At 69.4% G+C, this 22,459-nt stretch carries 21 protein-coding genes, 1 tRNA gene and 2 pseudogenes; 14 read left to right on the plus strand and 10 right to left on the minus strand.

Features of this window, described 5'->3' with window-relative positions; genetic code table 11:
• Window positions 1–32: 32 nt before the first annotated feature.
• Together OG953_RS28370 and OG953_RS28375 are read left to right on the plus strand one after the other, a co-directional pair.
• Window positions 33–1,628: a von Willebrand factor type A domain-containing protein gene (locus OG953_RS28370; RefSeq protein WP_405687812.1), complete on the plus strand. Its 1,596-nt coding sequence runs from the start codon at window positions 33–35 to the stop codon at window positions 1,626–1,628.
• 77 nt (window positions 1,629–1,705) lie between these two features.
• Entirely contained in the window at window positions 1,706–2,155 is a 450-nt protein-coding gene (locus OG953_RS28375) for a DUF1772 domain-containing protein (protein WP_405687813.1), read from the plus strand.
• A gap of 152 nt (window positions 2,156–2,307) precedes the next feature.
• On the opposite strand, the gene OG953_RS28380 is transcribed toward OG953_RS28375, so the two are convergent.
• Complete coding sequence (locus OG953_RS28380; protein WP_405687814.1) at window positions 2,308–3,078, minus strand: nucleotidyltransferase domain-containing protein; 771 nt, start codon at window positions 3,076–3,078, stop codon at window positions 2,308–2,310.
• Between the two features lie 242 nt (window positions 3,079–3,320).
• Between OG953_RS28380 and OG953_RS28385 the strand changes: the two genes are divergently transcribed.
• Complete coding sequence (locus tag OG953_RS28385; RefSeq protein ID WP_405687815.1) at window positions 3,321–4,838, plus strand: FG-GAP repeat protein; 1,518 nt, start codon at window positions 3,321–3,323, stop codon at window positions 4,836–4,838.
• A gap of 118 nt (window positions 4,839–4,956) precedes the next feature.
• Complete coding sequence (locus OG953_RS28390) at window positions 4,957–5,388, plus strand: MarR family winged helix-turn-helix transcriptional regulator (RefSeq protein ID WP_405687816.1); 432 nt, start codon at window positions 4,957–4,959, stop codon at window positions 5,386–5,388.
• Window positions 5,389–5,812: 424 nt separating this feature from the next.
• On the opposite strand, the gene OG953_RS28395 is transcribed toward OG953_RS28390, so the two are convergent.
• Genes OG953_RS28395 through OG953_RS28410 form a run of 4 tightly spaced genes read right to left on the minus strand, consistent with a single transcriptional unit; the run spans window position 5,813 to window position 8,986 of the window.
• A complete protein-coding gene (locus OG953_RS28395; RefSeq protein ID WP_405687818.1) occupies window positions 5,813–6,889 on the minus strand; it encodes an ABC transporter ATP-binding protein in 1,077 nt (358 codons plus the stop codon).
• Entirely contained in the window at window positions 6,886–7,746 is an 861-nt protein-coding gene (modB, locus tag OG953_RS28400; protein WP_405687820.1) for a molybdate ABC transporter permease subunit, read from the minus strand. The genes OG953_RS28395 and modB overlap by 4 nt, the downstream gene beginning before the upstream one ends.
• The gene (modA, locus tag OG953_RS28405; RefSeq protein ID WP_405687822.1) at window positions 7,743–8,567 is read right to left on the minus strand and encodes a molybdate ABC transporter substrate-binding protein; all 825 of its coding nucleotides are present in this window, start codon (window positions 8,565–8,567) and stop codon (window positions 7,743–7,745) included. The genes modB and modA overlap by 4 nt, the downstream gene beginning before the upstream one ends.
• Before the next feature lie 32 nt (window positions 8,568–8,599).
• Window positions 8,600–8,986, minus strand: coding sequence for a molybdopterin-binding protein (locus tag OG953_RS28410; protein ID WP_405687823.1), 387 nt, complete (start codon window positions 8,984–8,986; stop codon window positions 8,600–8,602).
• Between the two features lie 168 nt (window positions 8,987–9,154).
• Between OG953_RS28410 and OG953_RS28415 the strand changes: the two are divergent.
• Window positions 9,155–9,499 (plus strand): annotated as a pseudogene (locus tag OG953_RS28415) (molybdopterin-dependent oxidoreductase); the annotation flags it as partial.
• Between the two features lie 63 nt (window positions 9,500–9,562).
• On the opposite strand, the gene OG953_RS28420 reads toward OG953_RS28415, so the two are convergent.
• Entirely contained in the window at window positions 9,563–9,958 is a 396-nt protein-coding gene (locus OG953_RS28420) for a molybdopterin-binding protein (protein WP_405687825.1), read from the minus strand.
• 192 nt (window positions 9,959–10,150) lie between these two features.
• A tRNA-Arg gene (locus OG953_RS28425) sits at window positions 10,151–10,223 on the minus strand.
• Between the two features lie 324 nt (window positions 10,224–10,547).
• On the opposite strand from OG953_RS28425, the gene OG953_RS28430 reads away from it, so the two are divergent.
• The 4 genes from OG953_RS28430 to OG953_RS28445 all read left to right on the plus strand — a co-directional run bounded on the left by OG953_RS28430 (window position 10,548) and on the right by OG953_RS28445 (window position 16,562).
• Window positions 10,548–12,188: an ATP-binding protein gene (locus tag OG953_RS28430; protein ID WP_405692111.1), complete on the plus strand. Its 1,641-nt coding sequence runs from the start codon at window positions 10,548–10,550 to the stop codon at window positions 12,186–12,188.
• Window positions 12,188–14,164: a GTP-binding protein gene (locus tag OG953_RS28435; protein ID WP_405687826.1), complete on the plus strand. Its 1,977-nt coding sequence runs from the start codon at window positions 12,188–12,190 to the stop codon at window positions 14,162–14,164. Before OG953_RS28430 ends, OG953_RS28435 begins: the two co-directional genes overlap by 1 nt.
• Window positions 14,165–14,264: 100 nt before the next feature.
• Window positions 14,265–14,897, plus strand: coding sequence for a single-stranded DNA-binding protein (locus tag OG953_RS28440; protein ID WP_405687827.1), 633 nt, complete (start codon window positions 14,265–14,267; stop codon window positions 14,895–14,897).
• 222 nt (window positions 14,898–15,119) lie between these two features.
• Window positions 15,120–16,562 carry an LAETG motif-containing sortase-dependent surface protein gene (locus tag OG953_RS28445; protein WP_405687829.1) on the plus strand — a complete coding sequence of 481 codons (1,443 nt, stop codon included), beginning with the start codon at window positions 15,120–15,122 and terminating at the stop codon, window positions 16,560–16,562.
• Between the two features lie 188 nt (window positions 16,563–16,750).
• Here OG953_RS28445 and OG953_RS28450 read toward each other — a convergent pair whose 3' ends face one another.
• Both OG953_RS28450 and OG953_RS28455 read right to left on the minus strand, forming a co-directional pair.
• Window positions 16,751–17,887: a tyrosine-type recombinase/integrase gene (locus OG953_RS28450; protein WP_405692113.1), complete on the minus strand. Its 1,137-nt coding sequence runs from the start codon at window positions 17,885–17,887 to the stop codon at window positions 16,751–16,753.
• A gap of 9 nt (window positions 17,888–17,896) precedes the next feature.
• Window positions 17,897–18,171 (minus strand): annotated as a pseudogene (locus OG953_RS28455) (replication initiator); the annotation flags it as partial.
• Between OG953_RS28455 and OG953_RS28460 the strand changes: the two are divergent.
• Window positions 18,127–18,573 carry an NUDIX hydrolase gene (locus OG953_RS28460; RefSeq protein ID WP_405692115.1) on the plus strand — a complete coding sequence of 149 codons (447 nt, stop codon included), beginning with the start codon at window positions 18,127–18,129 and terminating at the stop codon, window positions 18,571–18,573. The pseudogene OG953_RS28455 and the gene OG953_RS28460 overlap by 45 nt on opposite strands.
• 448 nt (window positions 18,574–19,021) lie before the next feature.
• On the opposite strand, the gene OG953_RS28465 is transcribed toward OG953_RS28460, so the two are convergent.
• Window positions 19,022–19,330, minus strand: a complete 309-nt coding sequence (locus tag OG953_RS28465) for a DUF6234 family protein (RefSeq protein ID WP_405687830.1) — start codon at window positions 19,328–19,330, stop codon at window positions 19,022–19,024.
• Between the two features lie 371 nt (window positions 19,331–19,701).
• Here OG953_RS28465 and OG953_RS28470 point away from each other — a divergent pair, with 371 nt between their 5' ends.
• The 4 genes from OG953_RS28470 (at window position 19,702) to OG953_RS28485 (ending at window position 22,184) form a co-directional block, all read left to right on the plus strand.
• Window positions 19,702–20,163: a hypothetical protein gene (locus OG953_RS28470; RefSeq protein ID WP_405687831.1), complete on the plus strand. Its 462-nt coding sequence runs from the start codon at window positions 19,702–19,704 to the stop codon at window positions 20,161–20,163.
• 263 nt (window positions 20,164–20,426) lie between these two features.
• A complete protein-coding gene (locus tag OG953_RS28475; protein WP_405687832.1) occupies window positions 20,427–20,792 on the plus strand; it encodes a hypothetical protein in 366 nt (121 codons plus the stop codon).
• A 133-nt stretch (window positions 20,793–20,925) separates the two neighbouring features.
• A complete protein-coding gene (locus OG953_RS28480) occupies window positions 20,926–21,261 on the plus strand; it encodes a DUF6980 family protein (RefSeq protein WP_405687834.1) in 336 nt (111 codons plus the stop codon).
• A gap of 347 nt (window positions 21,262–21,608) precedes the next feature.
• Window positions 21,609–22,184, plus strand: coding sequence for a hypothetical protein (locus OG953_RS28485; RefSeq protein ID WP_405687836.1), 576 nt, complete (start codon window positions 21,609–21,611; stop codon window positions 22,182–22,184).
• Window positions 22,185–22,459: the final 275 nt, after the last annotated feature.

Below are 22,459 nucleotides of genomic sequence, written 5' to 3' on the forward strand. Positions count from 1 at the left end.
AAGCGCTGACACGACGACGTTGGGGGCAGGGCATGGAATGCCGGACAGGGAAGTACATACGGACATGGCGAGGGGCACTCGGTGTGCTGCTGGCGGGCGGGGTGCTGCTCACCGGGTGTTCGGCGACGTCCACCGAGAACAAGTCCGTCAGTGACCGCCGGGGCGCCCCCGCCCCCGCACCCGCCGCGTCGGGCGGTGCGGCCGACAGCGACGGCGCGAAGGGTGCGGACGGCTCGAAAAAGCAGCAGGACGGGCTCCGGGAGTCCGCGCCACCCGACTACCTGTCCACCTTCGCCCTGGACGTCGACACCGCCTCGTACGGGTACGCGCGCCGCACCCTCGCCGACGGCAACCTGCCGCAGCCGGCCACCGTGCGGCCCGAGGAGTTCGTCAACAGCTTCCGCCAGGGCTACCGGCGCCCGGCCGGCAACGGCTTCACCGTGAACGTCGACGGCGCCCGTGCCGGGGCCGACGGCTGGTCGCTGGTACGGGTCGGCCTGGCCACCCGGGCCGCCCCCGCCCGTGACGAACGCCCGCCCGCCGCGCTCACCTTCGTCGTCGACATCTCCGGCTCCATGGCCGAACCGGGCCGTCTCGACCTGGTGAAGAAGTCCCTGGGCATCCTCACCGACGAACTCCGTGACGACGACTCGATCTCCCTGGTCACCTTCAGCGACGAGGCGAAGACACTGCTGCCGATGACCCGGCTGCGGGACCACCGCGGCAGGATCCGCGACCGGGTCGACTCCATGGAACCCACCGACTCCACCAACGTGGAAGCCGGCATCCGGCGCGGGTACGACGAGGCCGTCGACGGCCGCGTCAAGGGCGCCAACAACCGGGTCGTCCTGCTCTCCGACGCCCTCGCCAACACCGGGGAGACCGATGCCGAAGCCATCCTCGAACGCATCGACTCCGCTCGCCGCGAGTACGGCATCACCCTCTTCGGCGTCGGCGTCGGCAGCGACTACGGCGACGCTCTGATGGAACAGCTCACCAACAAGGGCGACGGCCACACCACGTACATCGCCGACGAGACCCAGGCCCGAAAGGTCTTCGTCGACCAACTGCCCGCACACCTCGAACTGACGGCGCGCGATGCAAAGGCCCAGGTCGCCTTCGACCCGGAGACCGTCGAGCAGTTCAAGCTGATCGGTTACGAGGACCGGAAGGTCGCCGACGAGGACTTCCGCAACGACCGAGTCGACGGCGGCGAGGTCGGCCCCGGCCACACGGTGACGGCGCTCTACGCCGTACACCTCCGGGACGGCGCCTTTGGGCACGTGGCGACCGCGACCGTGCGCTGGCTGGACCCCAGGACCCGGGCCCCGCACGAGCAGACGGCGGCGGTCGGGACGAAAGCGATCGACGGTCCGCTGTGGGGCGGCGACAGCAAACGGCTCCAAGTGACAGCGGTCGCCGCCTACTTCGCCGAGGCGCTGCGCGGAGGTCAGCTGCCGGGCGCGCCCGGACTCGGTGAACTCGCCTATCGGGCCGACAAGTTGGCTTCCGGGACCGAGGACGATTCGGTACGGAAGCTGGCGACCGCGATCGGACAGGCCGACCGGCTCAAGGGCGGCGGGGACGACAACGGGTCCGGGGGTGCACCGGAAGGCGAGATGGACTGACCGGGGGGAGGCATCGGGTCGCACCGGCGTACGAAAGTGGGCTGTGCGGCCCGTCCGCAGACACCATGATGTGCATCATGTCCTCCCTGTTGCCGGCGCTCGCCGTGATCACGACCGGCCTCTACGCCGGCTTCCTGCTGACGTTCCTGATCGCGATCATGCCCGGCATCGCGGCACTGCCGGACGAGCGGTTCACGGCCGCGATGCGCCGCTTCAACGAGAAGGTGCCCTCACCGGCCTTCCTGGTCCTCTTCGTCGGCGTGATCGCCTTCCCGGCCGCCGTGGTCGTGGGAGCCGACGACGACGCGGACCGGGCACTCGCAGTGGCGGCGCTGGTCTGCGCGGTCGGCAGCCACCTGATCACGATCGCCGGGAACATCCCGCTGAACAAGGCGCTCGCGGCGTCCGAGGGCGGCGGTGACAGCGCGGCCCGTGAGGCGTTCGAGTCCCGCTGGAACAACCTCCACCGGATCCGGACGGCCCTGTCCCTCGCCGCGTTCGCGCTGCTGGCCGTGGCCGCCGGGTAGGACGACGGGCCGGTGAGGTAGCTCGGAAGCCGGACGGGGACTGCTGGCACAGTCAAGGGGCCGGCAACGAGAACTTCCGGCGGGTGGGAGGGCGGAAGGTTTTCGATGAGGGAAAATATGAAACTGATTCAGCTTCTGTCGCGTGCTGATCGTCAGGATCCTGACCGCTGCGACAACGTTCGCTCGATGCCCGCCCGGACGAAGGTGCGCGCGAGGTGTCCCCGCCTGATACGCCACGGCAGGGAGGCCCGGTGCGGGTCGGTTCCGTACCGGCGGCGGTGTATGTCGCCGACGACCTCGGCGGGAGCACCCAGCTCGGCCAGCACCTCCAGCGCCTGCCCCTTGGTGATGAGCCGCCCGTCCCGCAGGGTGACCGATGCCCGTGCGAGGGTCAGTAGTCCGAGGTCCACCCAGATGTCGCGGAGCCAGCGGGTGCGCTTGGCGCTCGCCGGATACCAGTAGCCCTTGAGGTCGCCCCGGATGAACTCCACCAGCTCCTGATCGGACACCTCCGCAACGAGCCCGGCGGGCTCCGGGCCGAACAGCGACAATCCGCCCGTAGTCAACTCCCGCCGGCTGACCGCCGTGACCGGCCGCTCGAACAACCGGCCCTGAGCCCAGGTCACATGATCACGGCCCACGTCCGGGAGTTGCGACCGCACCACATAGGAGCAGTGCAGCTTCGCGGCCATCGGCACATCCGCGATCAACGTGCGGTGCAGAAGAACGAGTTGTCGCCTCTGGGCCTCGGTGACCGGCGACTCCACGAGGGCCACGAGGTCGAGGTCGCTGCGCCCCGGCTGATAGTCACCCAACGCCAGGGACCCGTGCGCCCAGACCGCCTCCAGGGCAAGGGCGTGACCGGCGTCGGCGATGAAGCGGTCCAGGAGGAGTTGGGTGGGCTGCGCCTCGTCGGCATTCATGGAACCGACTATGGCACGGTCGCCCGGCCGCGCGGGTGACGGGCGATCAGATCGGGCCGGAGCCTGCGGAGTTCCGTGTGCATCCGTGTGGAACCGGCCGGGAACACAACCCTCACGCGCGGTCACCGGTCTGATTCTGCACAGTGCCAGTGCAGTGCTGGTGGCCCGCGCACTCCCAGAAACACCCACCGGCGCCCTCCTGACACCCCCCAAACCCCCAATCCCTGAACGAAGGAGTCCACGTGGCATCCCGCGCCCTCGGAACCGCCGTGGTCCTCGCCATCACCGTGGTGACCGCCCTGATCACCGTCCCCAACGCCCAGGCATCGACGCCCGCCCCGGCCCCCGCCACGGCCTCGGCGTCCCCCACCGGGGCCGTGCCGACCCCGACCCCGACTCCGCGACGCGACGACTTCAACGGGGACGGCTATCCGGACGTGGCGTTCACCGCGCCCGGTGCCACTGTCGGGGGCAAGGCCAAGGCCGGGTACGTGGGTGTGGTGTACGGCTCCAGGAGCGGTCTGCGGACCCCCACCAAGCAGGTCTTCACCCAGGACTCGCCCGGAATTCCGGACGCCGCCGAGGCAGATGACGCGTTCGGCGGCTCGATGGTCTCCGCCGACCTGGACAGGGACGGGTACAGCGACCTCGTGGTCGGCGCGGGAAAGGAGAAGGTGGGCTCGTCCACGTCGGCCGGCTCGCTCACCGTCATCTGGGGCGGCGCGCACGGACTGTCGGGTGGCGCGACTCTCCTGACGGGCAACGAGCCGTACGACGAGATCGGCGGCAAGACCGCCGTCGGCGACTTCAATGGCGACGGCGCGATGGACGTCGTCACCCTCGGGATGAGCAACACCCACGTCCTGTCCGGCCCGTTCAAGCGCGACGGCAGCGCGGCCGCTCCCGTCCGGGAGATCCGCGACATGGACGATCTGCGATACCTGGACCTCGCCGCGGGCGACTTCGACGGCGACGGCCGCGACGACCTGGCCGCCGTCGTCCACGACAGCGACGAGTTCGACGCCCGGCGCATCCTCATCCGTAACGGCGGTGCCACCGGCCTCGGCGAGAACTGCACCGTCGTCAGACGGACGGACGGCTACCGCCTCCAGGGCGGCGAGACCATCGCGGCCGGCCGGATCAACGGTGACAAGTACGCCGACCTCGTCGTGGGCCGCACGGTCGAGGGCTACGACAGCGATCTGGACTATCCGCTCGCCCTGGGCGGCATGATCACCTACGTGCCGGGCAGCACCACCGGCCCGCGGGGCGACCGGGCCAAGGTCTTCAACCAGGACAGCGCCGGTGTCCCCGGTGCCGCCGAAGTGCACGACGGATTCGGCGCGTCGCTGTCGATCGGCGACATGAACGGTGACGGCTACGGCGACATCGCCGTCGGCGTCCCCTACGAGGACCTCGGCACGACCAAGAACGCGGGCTCGGTCCTGGTCCTCCCCGGCACCGCAGCCGGTCCCACGGGCACCGGCACCGTGGGCTTCAACCAGGACACGGCGAACGTCCCCGGGGTGGCCGAGACGAACGACGAGTTCGGCGGTGCCGCCAAGCTGGTCGACGCCAACCGCGACGGCCGCACGGAACTGGTCGTCGGCGCCTCCGGCGAGAACGCGCACGCGGGTTCCCTGTGGGTCTTCCCGACCACGGCCTCCGGTGTGACGGCCAAGGGCTCGTTCACGTTCGGCCACGGGACGCTGGGCACGGTGGCGACGGCCGCGGAGCTGGGTTCGTCGTTCGACCGCTGACACAGGCCCTCGTCTTGTTGCGCGCTGAAGAAGCCTTGGTGTCCATGCCTTGAGTTATATCAAGGCCTTGTCACCATAGCCATTCTTGCTAACTGTTCGTGGCTATATGCTCACCGTCATGGGAATGACCGCGGACGAGCGCCTCGGAATGGACATCAAGCGCACGGAGCAAGCCCTCATGGCAGCCAAGAGTGCCGCTCTGAAGGGTGTGGGTCTGACCGTCGCGCAATACGCCGCTCTGTTCGTCCTCGCCGAGAACCCCGGCATCTCCGCAGCCGCGCTGGCCCGCACCTGCCTGGTCACCCCACAGGCCATGGCGGCCGTGCTGAAGAACCTCGAAGAACGCGGCCTGGTCACCAGGTCGGCGCACCCGTGGCACCAGAAGATGCTGGAGACCCGGCTCACCGACACCGGCCGCGAAACCGCACGCCTGGCCGACGAGCAGGCCGTGCGCATCGAACGCCGCCTCGCCGACGAGTTCACCCCCCAGGAACGCGACACCCTGCGGGGGCTGCTCGCGCGCTGCGTCACAGCCATCCAGCAAGACTGAAATCAGCCCCTGGCCGACCGCCCGGAGAGGCTGAAGGCCGAGCTGAAGTGCGTCGCGGAAAGCTGTGTCCGGCAGGGCGGGGCCGGGTTCGGTGGTTCTGATCACGAGGTCGGGCGGCGCTTCCCGTATGTACTCGGCGTGCTTCGGGAAGTTGTGATTGATCTCCGTCGCCCCTTCGACCGGATAGGCCGCCGTTCGCGAAGATGGATTCAATCTACGTAAGAATCCATCTTCGTTGATCACCCTGGAGGCCGCTTCGTGGAATCCCGAGGTCGGGCCGGGGAGCGGCCGAGGCGACCTGGCGCTGGAACGCATCGAACGGTCCTGGACCGGCCGGCGCGGCCGGGCGGTCGAAACGCTGATCCGCGAGTCCTTGCTGCGTATGCCTCGCAGGCCATGGACGCGCTCCGGTCTCTGCGCGTCCTCAGACGGGGTAGGAGTGGGTCTGCGTCGCCTTCACCGTCGCCCAGACCTCCGCACCCGGGTGCAGATCGATCTCGGCAGCGGCGACCGTGGTGAGGTCGGCGGCGAGGGGGAGATCGCCGGTGAGGGCGGCGCGGATCTGGTCGCCGTGGGTCTCCAGGCCGGCGACCTCGCAGCGCCAGAGGTTGCGGGCGCTGGAGCCGGTGGGCCGGCTGCGGTAGAGGGTGACGGCGCTCGGGGGGAACGCCACGAAGACCGGTCCGGACAGGACCTCCGCGGTGGTGATGGCGGGGCCGGCGTCGAGGCGGACTGCATGGCCCTCGGCGCGGCCCCGGTAGAGGTTGAGGCCGACGAGTTGCGCGATGTAGTCCGTACGGGGGTGACGGGCGATGTCGGACGGGCTGCCCTCCTGGACGACTTCGCCGTGCTCGATGACGACCAGGCGGTCGGCGAGGACCATGGCGTCGAGCGGGTCGTGCGTGACGAGTACGGCGACTGCTTCGAACTCGGCCAGGTGGCGCCGGAGTTGGGTGCGGACCTCCAGACGGGTACGGGCGTCGAGGGCGGCGAGGGGCTCGTCCAGGAGGAGCAGGCGTGGGCGGGTGGCGAGGGCGCGGGCGAGGGCGACGCGCTGTGCCTGGCCGCCGGAGAGCCGGCGAGGCTTGGCGCCGGTGTGATCCGCGAGCCCCAGGCGGTCGAGCCACTTGGCGGCCTGCACACGTGCCTCCGCCTTGGTCGCCCCCTGGCAGCGCGGCCCGAACGCCACGTTGTCCAGGGCGGTCAGGTGAGGGAAGAGCAGGTAGTCCTGGAAGACGACGCCGACCGGGCGGGACTCCGGCGGCGTACGCTCCAGCGTCGCGCCGTCCAGCCGCAGGTGACCTCCGGTGAGCGGTGTCAGGCCGGCGAGCGCGCGCAGGGCTGTGGTCTTGCCGGCGCCGTTCGGGCCGAGCAGGGCGACAACCTCGCCGGGCGCGGCGGTCAGCGCCACGTCGAGGCGGAAGGCGCCGCGGTCCACCACGAGGCGGGCGTCGAGCCCGTCCAGGGCGGCGCCGGTGCGGAGATCGTGGGTCTCGGTCATCCTGCTGTCATCCAACGATCGCGCAGCCCGGCCAGCACCGCGATGGACACGGCCAGCAGCACCAGGCTGAGGGCGATCGCCGCCTCCGGGTCGCTCTGCAGGGCGAGGTAGACGGCGAGGGGCATGGTCTGTGTACGGCCGGGGAAGTTGCCGGCGAAGGTGATGGTCGCGCCGAACTCGCCGAGCGCACGGGCCCACGCCAGGACCGCGCCGGCCGCGATGCCCGGCGCGATCAGCGGGAGTGTGACCCGGCGGAACGCGGTGAAGCGGGACGCGCCCAGGGTGGTCGCCGCCTCCTCATAGCGCGGGTCGGCGGCCCTCAGGGTGCCCTCGACGCTGATGACGAGGAACGGCATCGCCACGAACGCCTCCGCGACCACGACCCCCGCCGTGGTGAATGGCAATGTGATGCCGAACCAGGAGTCCAGCCACTGCCCGACGATGCCGTTGCGGCCGAGCGCTGTCAGCAGCGCCACGCCGCCCACGACCGGTGGCAGGACGAGCGGGAGCGTGACGAGAGCGCGGACGAGGCCGCGTCCGGGGAACTCGACCCGGGCCAGCAGCCAGGCCAGTGGCACCCCGATGACCAGGCTCACCGCGGTCGCCGCCGTGGCGCAGACCAGGGACAACTGGAGCGCCTGCCACACCTCGGCGCTGGCCAGCTGCTCGGGCATGCTGCGCCACGGGGCCCGTACGAGCATGGCGATCAGCGGCACGATCAGGAACGCCAGGCCGATCAGCGCGGGCACGAGCAGAGGCAGCGGTACGCCGCGGCCGCCACCCGCCCGGACACGTCGACGCCGCGGCCCACCCTGGAGGGTGTCGGTCGCGGCGTCGGACTTGACGGTCGAGGTCACGGCTTCAGGAACCCGGCCCCGGTCAGGACCTTCTGGCCCTCGGCGGACTGCACCAGCGCGATGAACGCCTTGGAGGCCTCGGCGTTGGGGGCGTCCTTGAGCAGGGCGATCGGGTAGTCGTTGACGGCGTTGGCCGACTCGGGGAGCTCCACGCCCTCCACCTTGTCACCGGCCGCCTTCACATCGGTCTTGTACACGACCGCCGCATCGGCCTCCTTCAGCTCGACCTTGGTCAGGGCGCTCTTGACGTCCTGCTCGTACGACACCGGGGTGAGCTCGAGACTGCTGGCGTCGAGGGCTTTCTGGGCGGCGGAGCCGCACGGCACCTCCTTGTCGCAGAGCACGACCTTCAGGCTCGACTTGGTGAGGTCCTCGAGGGAGGAGATCTTGTCGGGGTTGCCCGGCAGGGTGGCGATCTCCAACTGGTTGCGAACGAAGGTGGCGGGCGTGCCGGAGACGTCGCCCGCGTCGGTGACGATCTTCATCGTCTTGGGGCTGGCCGCGGCGAACACGTCGGCCGGCGCGCCGCCGGTGATGCTCGCGGCGAGAGAGTCGCTGCCGCCGAAGCTGAAGGTCACCTTCGTACCCGGGTGTTGCTTCTCGAACTCCTTGCCCAGGGTCGTGAAGCTCTCCTTGAGGGAGGCGGCGGCGAAGACGGTCACCGTGCCGGACAGCTTCGGCGACGAGGAAGACGAGGAGCCGGACTTCGCGGAGGAATCCGAGTCGGACGAAGAACAGGCGCTCAGGGTCAGCAGCGCGGCGGTGCCTGCACCGGCCACCTGCAGGGTCCGGCTGGTCCGGCGCGCGGTACGGGTTCTCACGGGTCCACTCCCTCTGGTCCTGACGGACACATCTACGGTCTGTCGACGACCACGTTGGTCGACTTGATCACGGCAACCGCCGGAACACCGGGCTCCAGCTTCAGTTCCTCAGCCGACTCACGGCTGACCATCGCCACCACCCGGAACGGCCCGGCCTGGATTTCCGCCTGCGCCGACACGTCTTTGAGGATCACGTCGGTGACGATGCCGGAGAAGCGGTTGCGGGCCGAGGAGCCGGTGGAATCCCGCTCCGTGCGGTGCAACTGCCGGGCGTAGGCCGCGAGGGCCGGCCCGGGGATGATCCGGCGGCCGACTTCGTCGCGTTCGGCGGTGAGTTTCCCGCCGTCGACCAGACGCCTCACGGTGTCGGCGCTGACGCCGAGCGAGGCGGCCGCGTCCCCGATCCGGTAGATGCGCATCCGCCGATGATACTGCCGCAGATGCGAGGGGAAAGTCTCCTGTGGCTTTGCATGAGCCGGATCATTGATCTTTCGGGATTGCATGTGCGTTTGTACAGGATGGGTATCCGGGTACGGACATCCGGGAGGTGGTAGCCCGTGCGTCGATCCCCCGCAGTGGCGGACACGGTGGCGGAACTCGCCCTCACCGGCGATCTGACCCGTCCGGCCAGCCTGACGGTGCCCGACCTGCTCGCCTGGCCGCAGCACGAGACCGATGTCAGCTTCGAGTGCGCCACCAGCGGCATCCAGCACCACCGCTTCACCGGACCGCTCCTGCATGACGTCCTGTCGGCGGCCGGTCCCGTCTTCGACCCAGCCCGCCGCAAGGACCGCCTGCGCTTCCTGATCGCGGTGTCCGGCACGGACGGCCACCACGCCCTGCTGTCCTGGGCGGAGATCGATCCCGACTTCGGCCGCGCGCCTGTACTGCTCGCCGCCACGATCGACGACACTTCGCTCGACCGCGCCGGCGGGGACCGGGGCGCATTCGTACTCGGTCGGCGGCTGCCACCCGGGGAGGCCACCGTTCCTCGGTCAGACGCGGTCGATGTGCACGTTCGTCGACTTCACCCGGGCAGTGGCCTCCATCCCGACCTCCAGCCCCAGCTCCTCCACAGCCTCCCGCGTCAGCAGCGACACCAGCCGGTGCGGGCCGGCCTGGATCTCCACCTGGGCGGCGACATCACCGAGCTTCACCGCGGTGACGATCCCGGGGAAGGCATTGCGGACCGAGGTGTACGAAGCGTCTTCCTCACCGCCACCGCCCTTGGCCAGCTCCACGGAGAAGACGGCAAGATCCTTCCCCTCGATGAGCCGCCGCCCGCCCTCGTCCCGATGGGTGGCCACCCGGCCGGCGTCGGCCCAGCGCCGCGCGGTGTCGGGGCTCACACCGAGGAGCCGGGCGGCCTGGCCGATCGTGTAGAACTGCATAAGCGCCAAGATAGGCCCATCCGCGGACGCAGCCGCCAGAAGCCGTGTGAAACCGCCTCCAGCCGGACTGTCGCCTGCCCCACCAGGGCTTCCGTCAGGTCTTACGTCACCACTACGCCGCGCTCGCTAGCGTGCCTCTGACCAGCGAAAAGGCCCTCCGATGCGGAGGGCCTCATGGCCGTTCGGGCTGTGCGCCCCCGGCAGGACTCGAACCTGCGGCCAAGCGCTTAGAAGGCGCCTGCTCTATCCACTGAGCTACGGGGGCCGGGTGGTGGCCTCGGTGGCCTGGAACCCTGGGGCCGGGCAGATGACCCGCCGGGACAAGGATAGGGCTCCGATCGCCTCGACCCGGTTGCTTCACCTGCGTGGCACGATGTGGAGGTTCGGTGAAGCGAACCGATAATCGCAGGTGGGTGGGATTCCCGCATCGCTTTTGACGCCTCGCGCCCCGGGTGTTGTGCACTCGTTATGCCTGCGCCCCACTCGTCCCCTCTGTCCCGACTCTGTTCCAGCAGGAGAACCGGCGCGCAGAGGTGGCTATACGCTTCAAAAAGGCGCCAAAATTGGGCATTCTTCGCATGTGGTGACCTTGGATGTACGGCCTCAGCTCATCGACGCACTTTCCGCCCTGCGCGACCGTGTCGCTGCCGTGCGTCTTCCACTTCCGCTGCCGGGGGCCGCGCGCGCCCGCCAGACCCGTAGCGAGCTGCTCGCCCAGCTCGACGACTATCTGCTTCCCCGGCTCAGAGATCCTGAAGCACCCCTGCTCGCGGTCATCGGCGGGTCCACCGGGGCGGGCAAGTCGACGCTCGTCAATTCGCTGGTGGGGCGGCTGGTCAGCGAGGCGGGGGTGCTGCGCCCGACCACGCGGACGCCCGTGCTCGTCTGCCATCCGGATGATCACCACTGGTTCGCGGGGGTCCGCGTACTGCCGCAGCTCACCAGGGTCTGGCTGCCCCCGGAGGGGAACGGGGACCCCGGTCGGTGCGACGACCTCGACGGGAGCGAGGAGGAGGACGGGACCGCGCTGCGCGTCGAGACCGCCACCGGGCTGCCGCGCGGGCTCGCGCTGCTCGACGCGCCCGATATCGACTCGCTCGTGGTACGGAACCGGGTCCTGGCCGCCGAGCTGATCTGCGCCGCGGATGTGTGGGTGATGGTGACCACGGCCTCCCGGTACGCGGACGCCGTGCCGTGGCACCTGCTGCGTACCGCCAAGGAGTACGACGCCTCGCTCGTCACCGTCCTCGACCGGGTACCGCACCAGGTGATCGCCGAGGTGTCCCGGCAGTACGGGGCGCTGCTCACCAAGGCGGGCCTCGGTGAGGTGCCGCGCTTCACCATTCCCGAGCTGCCCGAATCGGCCGGCGGCGGCAGCGGGCTGCTGCCCACCACCGCGGTCGCCCCGTTGCGGGCCTGGCTCAGCCACCGCGCCCAGGATCCGGCGGCCCGTCAGCAGGCGGTCGGGCGCACGGCGGCCGGGGTCATCGAATCGCTGGACGTACGGATGCCCGCGCTGGCCGGGGCCGTCGCGGCACAGTACGCGGCGGCCGTGCGGCTGACCGGTGTGGTCGAGGACGCGTACCGCACGGAAGGCGCCCGAGTCCGGCGGCGGCTGCGCAACGGCGGCGTGCTCGCCGGAGACGCCCGGACCCGGTGGCGTGGATACCCGATGTACAGCAACTCCGAGGAACTCCTCGAAGCGCTGGTGGAGAGTCTTGCCGCACTTCTGCAGTGCGCGGTGGCCGCAGCCGACGAACAGATCCGCACGACCTGGCAGCGCGAGCCCGCAGCCGGGGTGTTCGGCTTCGAGGACGTCGGCCGGGAGGCCGGGGGATGGGGGCCCGCCGAGGACATCCGGGGCCGGATCGCCATGGCCGTACGGCGGTGGTGGCGGGTGCTGGAGGAACTGGCCGAGGAAGAGGTGCGACGGCTCGAACGCAACGCCGCACCCGACGCCGAGACAGTGGTGGCGCTCCTGGCCGCGGCACTGCTCGGCGGTCGCCGTACCCGCGGCGCCGGGGAACAGCTCGCCGAACGGATCGGGGCCCAGGGTGCGCTGCGGCTGCGCGACAAGGGCGGCGCACTGCTCACCAACTGCTTCGACCGGGTGCTGGACGGCGAGCGCGACCGGCGGCTCGCACCGCTCGACGCACTCGACGTGGCCCCGGAGCCGCAGGCCGAACTGATTGCCGCGCTGTCCGTACTGCAGAAGGAGAGGTGGCAGTGATGACTGCCGTCATTGACGAGGGGCCCGGCCGGGGCGAGAGTCCCACATCTCACGAGGACCGGAACCGGAACCACCGGAGTCGGCGCCGGACACCCGACGACCTGCGCACAGCTGTGCCGGAGGCGGGCGGGGACTGGAACGACGGGCTCATCGCCCGGCGCGCGGCCGCCAAGGGGACAGACACCGAGACCGGGATCGCCCCGAACGACGAGGTACGGCTGCCCCAGGTCGAGGCGTACGTACCGTCGAGCGGTCCGCTCCGGCCGCGGCTCGACGCGCTGCGTGAACTCGTCGGGCTGTCCAGGGCCAGGCTCGACCGGGCCACCCTCGCCGAGGCGGGACGCGTGCTCGACGAAGCGGCAGCCCGCCAGCGGCTCTCCTCCAGCCACACCGTCGTCGCCATCGCCGGAGCGACCGGCAGCGGCAAATCGACCCTGTTCAACTCCCTCGCGGGCGCCCAGATCTCCGACACCGGTCTGCGCAGGCCGACCACCTCCGCCCCCATCGCCTGCTCCTGGACCGACGGGGCCGCGGGGCTGCTGGACCGGCTCGCCGTTCCGGGACGGCTCAGGCGCAGGCCGCAACAGAGCGGTACGGACGCCGACGAGGCACTCCAGGGGCTCGTCCTCGTCGACCTGCCCGACCACGACTCGGCGGCGACCGGGCACCGTGATCAGGTCGACCGGGTGCTTGCGCTGGTCGATGCGGTGATCTGGGTCGTCGACCCGGAGAAGTACGCGGACGCGGCCCTGCACGAGCGCTACCTGCGGCCGCTCGCCGGACACGCCGAGATCACGTTCGTCGTCCTCAATCAGATCGACCGGCTGCCCGGCGACGCCGCCGACCAGGTCCTCGACGATCTGCGCCGGCTGCTCGACGAGGACGGCATGGCGCTCGGCGAACACGGCGAACCGGGCGCCACCGTCATGTCCCTGTCCGCACTCACCGGCGAAGGCGTGGGCGAACTGCGCGAGATGCTCGGCCGCTTCGTCCAGGAGCGCACGGCAGCGGCGCGCCGACTGTCCGCGGATGTGGACGCCGCCGCGGCCAGGCTCCGTCCGGTGTACGTCGCCGAGGGGCGGCCCGGTCTCGGCGAAGTGGCCCGCGAGGAGTTCGCCGACCGGCTCGCGGAGGCCGTCGGAGCGGCCGCCGCGGGACAGGCGGCCGAGCGCGAGTGGCGAAGGAACGCCGGCCGGGCGTGCGGCACGCCGTGGCTGCGGCTGTGGCGCTGGTACGACTCCACGCGGCGGCCGGGAAGCCTGGAGTGCCCGGCGCAGCCCGCACCCCCCGAGGAGCAGCTCACCGCACGGCAACGCGTCGAACAGGCCGTGCGGACGGTGGCGGACGAGGCCGCCGGCGGCCTGCCCGGCCCCTGGGCACAGGCGGTCCGCGAGGCCGCGGTGAACGGTGCGGAAGGGCTGCCGGAGGCGCTCGACAAGCTGGCGGAAAGGGCCGCCGGCGCGGACGGGCGGGGGTGGGCGGTGAGCTGTTTCTCGGGTGGCGCGGCAGGCGGTGCGCAGGGTTCGGCCGGTCCGGGCGGTTCGACGGTCGTGGCGACCGGGGTGGCCGGGGCCTCAGGTGTGGCGCACAGCGGTCGCGTGGGCGGGAAACCGCCGCGGCCCAGGTGGTGGCCCGCCGCCGTGCTGGCACAGGCATCGATGACGTTGCTGCAGATCTTCGGCGGTCTCTGGCTGGTGGGCCAGATCGTCGGCGTACTCGAACCGGGATTCCTCACGCCCGCCCTGGTGATGCTGGCCGGGATCATCGGCGGTCCGCTCGTGGAGTGGTCGTGTGCGGCCGCGGCACGGGGGCCCGCCCGACGGTACGGGCAGGAGGCCGAGCGGCAGTTGCGCGAGGCTGCGGCGGCCTGTGGGCGGGCACGGGTGCTCGATCCGGTGGCGGCGGAACTCGTGCGGTACCGCGAGGTGCGGGAGCGATACGTGACGGTGACGGAGTTTTCCACAACTGTTCTGTAGTCCACAGCCATCAGCAGGATTTCCGCCTTCCCTTCAACCTGGGATCAGTGGCCGCGCGGGTGCGGTCGCTGAAGCCGAAGGCCGAAGGGGAGGCGGAGTCATGAATGACACCTTGGTGACACTGGTGGGAAACGCGGCGACGGGCGTGGAGTTCCGGGAAACCGCGACCGGCGGAATGGCGCGATTCCGGTTCGCGGTGACGCCGCGCCGCTGGGATCGCGAGAAACAGCTCTGGACGGACGGGCACACCAGCTTCTACACCGTGTGGGCCTGGCGGACTCTGGCATCGAATCTGTCCGGTTCCGTCTCCGTCGGAGAACCACTCGTCGTGCACGGCAGGTTGAAGGTGCGCGAGGAGGAACGGGAGGGCCGGCGCAGGACGTTCGTGGACATCGAGGCGGTTGCGGTGGGGCACGACCTGACCCGGGGGACGGCTGCGTTCCGGCGGGTGATGAGGGGTGATCCGGGGCTGGTGACGCGTGGGGGGAGCGTGGACAGGGTGGGTGATCCGATCGGTGCGCCGGAACGCCCGGACGAACCGGAGTGGTCGGTCGGGTCGGGTGGTTCGCACGACGTGTCACGAGCCGAGCGGGCCGAGCAGGGTGAACGGGAGAGGGACGAGCAGGAAGAAAAGGGTGAACAGAGCGAACTGAGTGAACGGGCCGGGCGGCAGCGGGCCAAGAGGTCGACAGGGCGTCAGAAAGGTGGCCAGGAGCTTGCGTCGGTGCCGTGATCGGACCTGTGCGGATCGGGGTGGACCGAGGGGAGCGGAGTCGTGCACGCGATACCGGCGATAACGATTCCGATTCGGAATGGTTGTACGACGGTACGACGGGGGACTGTTCATCGCTTCGTCCTTAGGATTCCCCAGTACTCACGGGGCACTTGAGTCGACTGGCGGGACAATCCCCACACGCGCATGAGGCGCGGAGGGTCTCGCCCGGAGGGGAATTCTGTGTTTTCTGCTTATTCAGCGACCGTTTTGTCGTCCACGGAGACGACCGATTCTCCACGGCGGCGGGGCATAGCCCGGCTGGCCGCTTCGGTGGTGGCATCCGGTCTGGTCATGGTTGGCGCCCTCGTCGGCGCGGGCGGTGCGGTCGCTGACGAGGCGCCGCAGCATCAAGGTGGCGCGGCCGCGGTCCTGGACGGGTTGAAGACCTACGACCGTGCCGTGCTCCACGCGGACGGCCGGAATCAGGAGCTGCCCGCCGGGCTCTTCGAAATGACCGTCGACGGCGGTGGCAAGCTCAAGACGTACTGCATCGACATCCACAACCCCACCCAGAACCAGGCGAAGTATCTGGAGACCCCCTGGAACCAGACCTCGCTCGGCAGCAACAAGAACGCGGGCAAGATCCGCTGGATCCTGGAGCACTCCTACCCGCAGGTCGACGACCTCGCGGCGCTCGCCAAGCAGGCCGGCACCGGGCCGCTCACCGAGAAGACCGCGGCGGCGGGCACCCAGGTCGCCATCTGGCGCTACTCGGACAACGCCGATATCGACGCAACCGACGGCCAGGCCGAGAAGCTCGCCGACTGGCTGGAGCACAACGCCGTCGATCAGGCCGAGCCCAAGGCGTCCCTCGCCCTGGGCCCGGCCGCGGTCTCCGGCAAGTCCGGTGAGCGGCTCGGGCCGGTCACCGTCCGTACCAATGCGAGCCAGGTATCCGTGACCCCGCCCGCCGACGCCGCCAGCGGTGTCAAGGTCACCGACAAGAGCGGCAAGCCCGTGACCGCGGCGGCCAACGGTGCTGAGCTCTACTTCGACGTACCGGCGGGCACCACCGACGGTTCCGCCTCGCTGACCGTCCAGGCCACGACGTCGGTGCCGGTCGGCCGGGCCTTCGCCGGGGTGACCAAGAGCCAGACCATGATCCTGGCCGGCTCCAGCGAGTCCACGGTCTCTGCGACCGCCACCGCGACCTGGGCCGAGCAGGGTGCGATCCCGGCGGTCTCGGCGAAGAAGAACTGTGCCAAGGGCGGCGTGGACGTCACCGCGAGCAACAAGGGCGACGAGGCGTTCACGTTCGAGCTGGCCGGGGTGAAGCACACCATCGAGGCGGGCAAGTCCGAGACGGTGACCGTCCCGGTCGCCGAGGACCAGGCGTACGACTTCACGATCACTGGCCCCGGTGGTTTCTCGAAGACGTTCAAGGGCGTCCTGGACTGCAAGACCAGCGGCAGCGGCACCGGCGGCCTCGACACCCAGACCCAGGACCAGCCCGCCCCGGCCACGGCCGGCGGCAGCTCGACCGGGTCCACCGGCGACCTCGCCGAGACCGGTGGCTCCAGCGCCACTCCGGTCATCGCGGGCGTCGCGATCGCCCTCGTCGTCGTCGGCGGCGGCGCGGTCTTCTTCCTCCGCAAGCGCAAGACGCAGTCCTCCGCCCAGTAATCACGGAGTGACGAACGGCAGGCAATCTGTCACGCCTGCCTGATGGTGGCCCCGGTACGCGTCCGCGTACCGGGGCCGTCGCATGCCGGAAGAAGGGGGGCGGTGCGTGCCGGGAGGCGGGTCGGGGTGTACCGCGGACCGGACGGGTTTCCGTCCCGGGATGGACGTCAGGCAAGATGGGGTGTTTCTCACCGAGCGAGGGCATAAAACAGCCCCTCACCAGCAGTTTTCCCGCCGATGAGGGGCCGTCTCAGGCAGCCTGGGCCGTCATGGGCGTGACCGGCGGCCCGGTACATCGCGCTGATGGCCTTCCGGGTCCGCGTCTCGCTGCTCGGCATCAGGTGCGTGTACACCCGGAGCGTGAACCCGGGGTCGCTGTGCCCGAGGTAGAGACTCAAAGCCTTGATGTTCTCGCCGGCGTCCAGAAGGACCGAGGCGTAGAAGTGCCGCAAGGCGTGCATGCCGTGCTCACGGGCCGCCGCGTAGCGCTGGCCCTTGTCCGGCGACGGGATGATGCCGGCGGCGGCGAGCGCGGGCTTCCACCGCTCGTCGTTGAAGCCGTTGCTCCACAGGGCCGTGCCGACGCTGCTCGTGAAGGCGAGCCGATGGGTGACCTTGAGGCCGGTGGGCGTCACCCAGGGCAAGGTCACGTCGACCGGCGGGAAGCGCTTCAGATGCTCAGTCAGGGCCACGGACACCTCCGGGTCCAGAGGAACATCCCGGAGCTTGCCTCGCTTCGGCGGCGCGAAGACGAGAGAACCGCGGACCTTCTTCACTTGCTGCCGGACGTAGAGCCAGCCGAGGTCTCCGATGTTGTCGACCGCGAGCCCGAAGATCTCGCCCTGGCGGAGGCCACAGCCGCCACCGACGTCCGTCATGGCCTGGTAGCGCTCGGGGAGGCCGGCCCGCACGGCGAAGACTTGCGAGGCCGACCACGGATGGACGCGGGAGGGTGAGGGACGAGGCGCCTTGACCGATCGGGCTCGGCAGGGATTTGAGGCCAGCAGGCGGTCATCCACGGCCGCGGTGAGCACGGAGGAGACCGCATCGAAGATCAGACGCCGGTAGGAGGCTGACGCCACGGCATCTTCGAGCTGACGGTTCCAGTCGCGGATGTGCTCGGGCTGGAACGAGCCGATCGGACGCGTTCCGAGGTAAGGCAGGGCATGAAGGCGTAGCCGCCCCTCCACCGCGGCCCGGCTCGCGAGGTCGGTGGTCAGAGCCGCGATCCAGCGCTCGGTGTACTCACGGAAGGTGGTCCGCGCCGCTCGCGGGTCGATGTACTGGCCGCGTGCCATGTCGGCTTCGATGTTGGTCAGCCACACGTCGGCCAGGCGGCGCGACTTGGAGGAGAAGTGGCCGCGGAAGCCGAGCATGTGCGCCCAGGCCCAGAGCCGACGTTCGGGGTAGAGAGGATCGAGCTGCTTGCAGGCCGCGATCAGACGGCGGGTGTGTCGGGGACCTGATGGCGGTCGAGTTCGGAGAGTTCACCGATCCGGCGGTCGATGGTGCCGGTGGTCTCAGCGGCCTTGGTGGCGTACTTGGCGACGTAGGAGGCGACTGCCTGTTCCGTGATGTCGGAGCCGTCGCCGAACGCCTTCACGGGTCGGCCGGGGTAGTGGTGCGCGAAGACGGGCGTCTCCTGGCGATTCGGCGCGCCGACAACGGCACTTGGGAGCTACTTGGCGGCGTACTCGAACTCGACGAGACCCCGGAGGCGGGCGTCGTGCGCGAGGTCCTGGAAGAGACGGGTATCCACGTCGAGGTGGACGAACTCACCGGGGTCTACAAGAACACGACCCGGGGCATCGTCGCCTTGGTCTTCCGGTGCAAGCCTTCTGGAGGCGCTGAGCGCACGTCCGCGGAATCCGTGGCAGTCGAATGGCTCACCCAGGAGCAGATCAGCGAGCGCATGTCCGAGGTCTACGCGATCCGCCTGCTGGACGCCCTCGACGGAGCCGGCCCCCACGTGCGAAGCCACGACGGCAAGCACCTGATCCCAGCGCGGTAGAACTTTCCCTACTTCATCAAGGCACCCGGCTACGCTCCGCTCCGCCGGGCGCGCTTCCCGGCTCTGGCTGCGCCCGCGCTCCTGCCTCCGGCCCGCTCGGCGCTGCCGCCGCCGACGCGCGCCCGCAGTGGATAGGCCCGAGGGCATGAGTCGAGACCGATCCGCGGGCCAAGGACATGCCTCCGGCGGGGGCGCTCAGACTCCGGGATGGGAGGGGCCGCCGTTCGCAGGTGCCGGCGGATTCGTGGTGAGCGTTGTGGGCTCCCATCCCGACCACCTTCGACCCAGGCAAAGCCGAGCAGTCGCGGCCCAGGGCGTCAAGGTCGTTCGTACAGTGGCGCGCTCCACCTTGACGCCCTGAACCACGACTGCTCCACGGTGTGTGGGTCGAAGGCGGACGGGGTGGGAGCTGGGGTGAGTGGTGGGTAGAGGTGGGTTGGCTAGCGCACTAATCTCTGGCGGCGTAGCAGGCGAGCAGCCCTGCTCCGATGCCCAGGACAAGCAGTTGCACGGTGCCGGGGATACGCCATCGCAGGAGAAAGAGACCGCCACCTGTGACGACGGCGCCGCCGAGCAGCAGCCACGTGCCCCGCAATGCTTCCTTGGGGGCGCTGGGCGGATTGCCTTGGTCGTAGGCGTCGGCCCACCCAGTCATCCCGTAGCGGAACACCAAATAGGCGATGACGATCAGGTCGATGACGAGTAGCGCCACGCTGATCCCGACCTGCTGGCCGGTTGACGGCTGACTGTGCCTCATGCCCACCACACCTCCGCCTGCCGTACCTGATCAATCGCATGCGGCCCAGCATGCTTGCGCGGAAGACGTTGCACATGAGCACGGCTACTCAGTTCAGGCCCTTGACATCACCGTCTGACACCAACGGGCGTGAACGACAACGATCGGCGCCGCACTAGCGCGGACTCCTTGCCCTGCGACAGGGCGAGTTGGTGTACGAGGAAGCGGCCCCCAGATCGACCTGACAAGGATGAGGCCACAGGTTCAAGTCTTGTGGCCGGCCAGCGGGCCTCGGCTTGGCAGAACAGGGCGCCTCTGGCTTGACTCAGCTATTGAGACTCCACCGACCGTGTGCGCAACTGCGCCGATAGTAATCGAAGAAACGAGGTGCCGTGGTGACGGTCTTCCAGTGCCGCAGCTGCCACCGCGCGGTAACGCCGACGGTCACTGAGCAGTCCCTGCCGGACCAGGATGTGGATGACGGGTGGTACCGGCCGGAGGCGTCACCCCCGGACGCAAGCGGGCATTCCGCTGAACCTATCGTGCGGATGCCTCCGGGGACGTTTGCGGTCGATCCCGATCCGTCCGGCCCACCGTACGTACTGGATGAGTCGTCCGGCTTCCTGGTGGAGTCCGGTCCGAGCGGCACCATCGTGCTCAACCCCGGCGACGGCCTCGGCCTGGAAGAGCACCCCGACATCGCGATGCGCCGCGGGTACTGCTGCGGGATGGACGGCGAATGGGGGCCCAACCTGGTGTGCAAATGCGGCGCGATCACCGCCACCATCTACTCGGATTGCCATCAAGTGCAGGAGGTACGACTGCGACCCGACGCTGTCGAACGCTGCGAATGATAGCCAAGTGACCGACCCCCACGCGTGCCCCTCGCGTGCCCGATCGAGCGGGAAACCGCGGGGATCACCGGGCGGTCACGGTGCACGGACATGCGAACGGCCCCCGACCTAATTGCCTGGTCAGAGGCCGTTCACCTGGGCGGTGGGTGTGGGATTTGAACCCACGGTGACTCGCGCCACGACGGTTTTCGAGATCGTCGGCACTCTTGACTCGGCCAGGGCTCCACCGACCTCGGGATAGCCTGTCCGCCCATGGGGCCTACGTGATCAACACGTCGGGTGATCACAGAAGGGGGAGCGCCGTGCGGGCACTGAGGAAGCTCTTCAAGACGCTCGGGAGCACCCACCACTCACCCGACGACGAGACATTTGCAGCGAACGCACCTTGTGAGTGTTCACCGAGGTGGCCGGCGCTGGAGACCACGGCCAATGACTATGTGATTCGTGCCGTGCCGTCATCGAACTACAGCATCATGACGAACCCCGAGATCGGGACATTCGTCGCGCGGTGCACCGGATGTCACGCCAGATACCCCGACCCGTGGGTGCTCGACGTGAACGAGCCGATGCCCTATGCCTGGGCGCGAGAGTCCGACGAGCCGACTCGTCAAGAGCACCCGGATTCCTGACATCAGCAGCTCACACCAACGAGCGCGAATCTCGCCGATCGTCAGCGGCAGGCCAACAGGGGCACGGAGCGCGTTGGACGAGGTCCACGAGCCCCCTTGATCGACCTGATAAGGATCAGGCCACACTGTCACCATGCGAGAGCACTGCTGTGAAGCCATGGAACGCCACGTCGAATGGGACTGCGACGTCCACAGCGATCCGTTTGCATGCCCTGACGCGCTGGTTCACTTCATGCCCAGGTATCAGGAGTACGGGCTGCTCATTCACGACGGAGGCTCCTCCTATGTGGAGCTCCTGTTCTGTCCCTGGTGCGGTGTGCGTCTGCCTGAGTCACAGCGTGACCGATGGTTCGACGAGCTGGAAGAGCGCGGGATCGACCCCTGGGAGGGCGACATCCCAGACGCATTTCTCAGTGATCGGTGGCTTCGCGGCCAATCCGAACCGGGCGGGGCCACCGCCGGGAGGTAGGAGGGGGGTGGATTCCACGGCTTCCGCTGACAGTCCCGAGGTGGTCTCCAGGGGACCTTTGTGCCCACCCCCCTTGACCGCGGACCTCGAAGGTTCTCTGACCGGTCTCTCGTGTGCAAGCTAGCAAGGAGCACTGACAACTGGCCGTGCCACACACGTGCCAGACAGGGCGGTGAACAGCGGTCAACGGCGGTTGCCACGGGGATTTTTAGGGTTCGCCCTGGCGCCTGTTCGCCCTGGCCGGCGCCCTACGAGCGCGACCAAGATCGGTGATTCCCAAGCTCAGGTCCTCCGCTCCCCGATTGGTCCCACGGTCGCTGTCGGTGGCGTCTTCTACTGTCACTCTCATGGGAAGCCACTTCCAAACCGTCGTCGACCTGGACGCCACTCAAGCGGACGCTCCAACCCTCGCCACCAGTGGCCTGGACTGGCTGGTGAAGGAAGGGATAGTCCGGGCCGAACTCACCAATTGCGTTCTCGGGGTGCCGTTGGGGCACCCGCCCGGCCCCCTCTGGGCCAAGGCGGTCGGTCAGGCGGACTGGGAGCCCAGCGACGGGCTCAAGATCGAGACGGGCAGAACCGTCTTCCATGGTGGCCAGGGTGATGCCATGTTCGCGGTTTGCCCTCACTGTGCCGGCCGGGTGGACCTGTACACGGATGAGTGGGACGTGATCGAGGCCGCGTGGGAGCCCTTCGGAAAGGCCATTGAAACCTGGCACAACACGGGCGGAGCCGCCGTTACCTGCCCACGCTGTCGTCGAGCCAGTGACCTGACTGAGTGGACTTGGGACGACGACTACTACGCCTTCGGCTACTTGGGCTTTGAGTTCTGGGACTGGCCCGAGTTCAGTCCCAGCTTCCTCGAACGATTCGCACGCGCGCTGGGTGGCCATCGCATGGCCCTGGTGGGGGGCAAGTTCTGATGGACGGACCTGTGCATGACTGCTCCTGGTCCCAGTCCGCCGGCCTGCGATGAACATGCCCGTTGTCGCCCAGGATCGCAGACCCGGACCGTCTCGGTTTCCGTCTCATTCAGCACCGTTCACGACCGTTCAGAGGGGACCGAACGCCGGGCGCGCCCCACGGACCAGCCGCCCATGAACGCAGGTGAACGCCCCCGCACACAACCCAAGACCCCACCAAAACAGTTGGAAAGCGTGTTGGGGAAAGGGCGTCTTGGTGAGCCTCGTGGAGGGCT

Source organism: Streptomyces sp. NBC_00057, assembly GCF_045041165.1.
GTDB lineage: Bacteria > Actinomycetota > Actinomycetes > Streptomycetales > Streptomycetaceae > Streptomyces.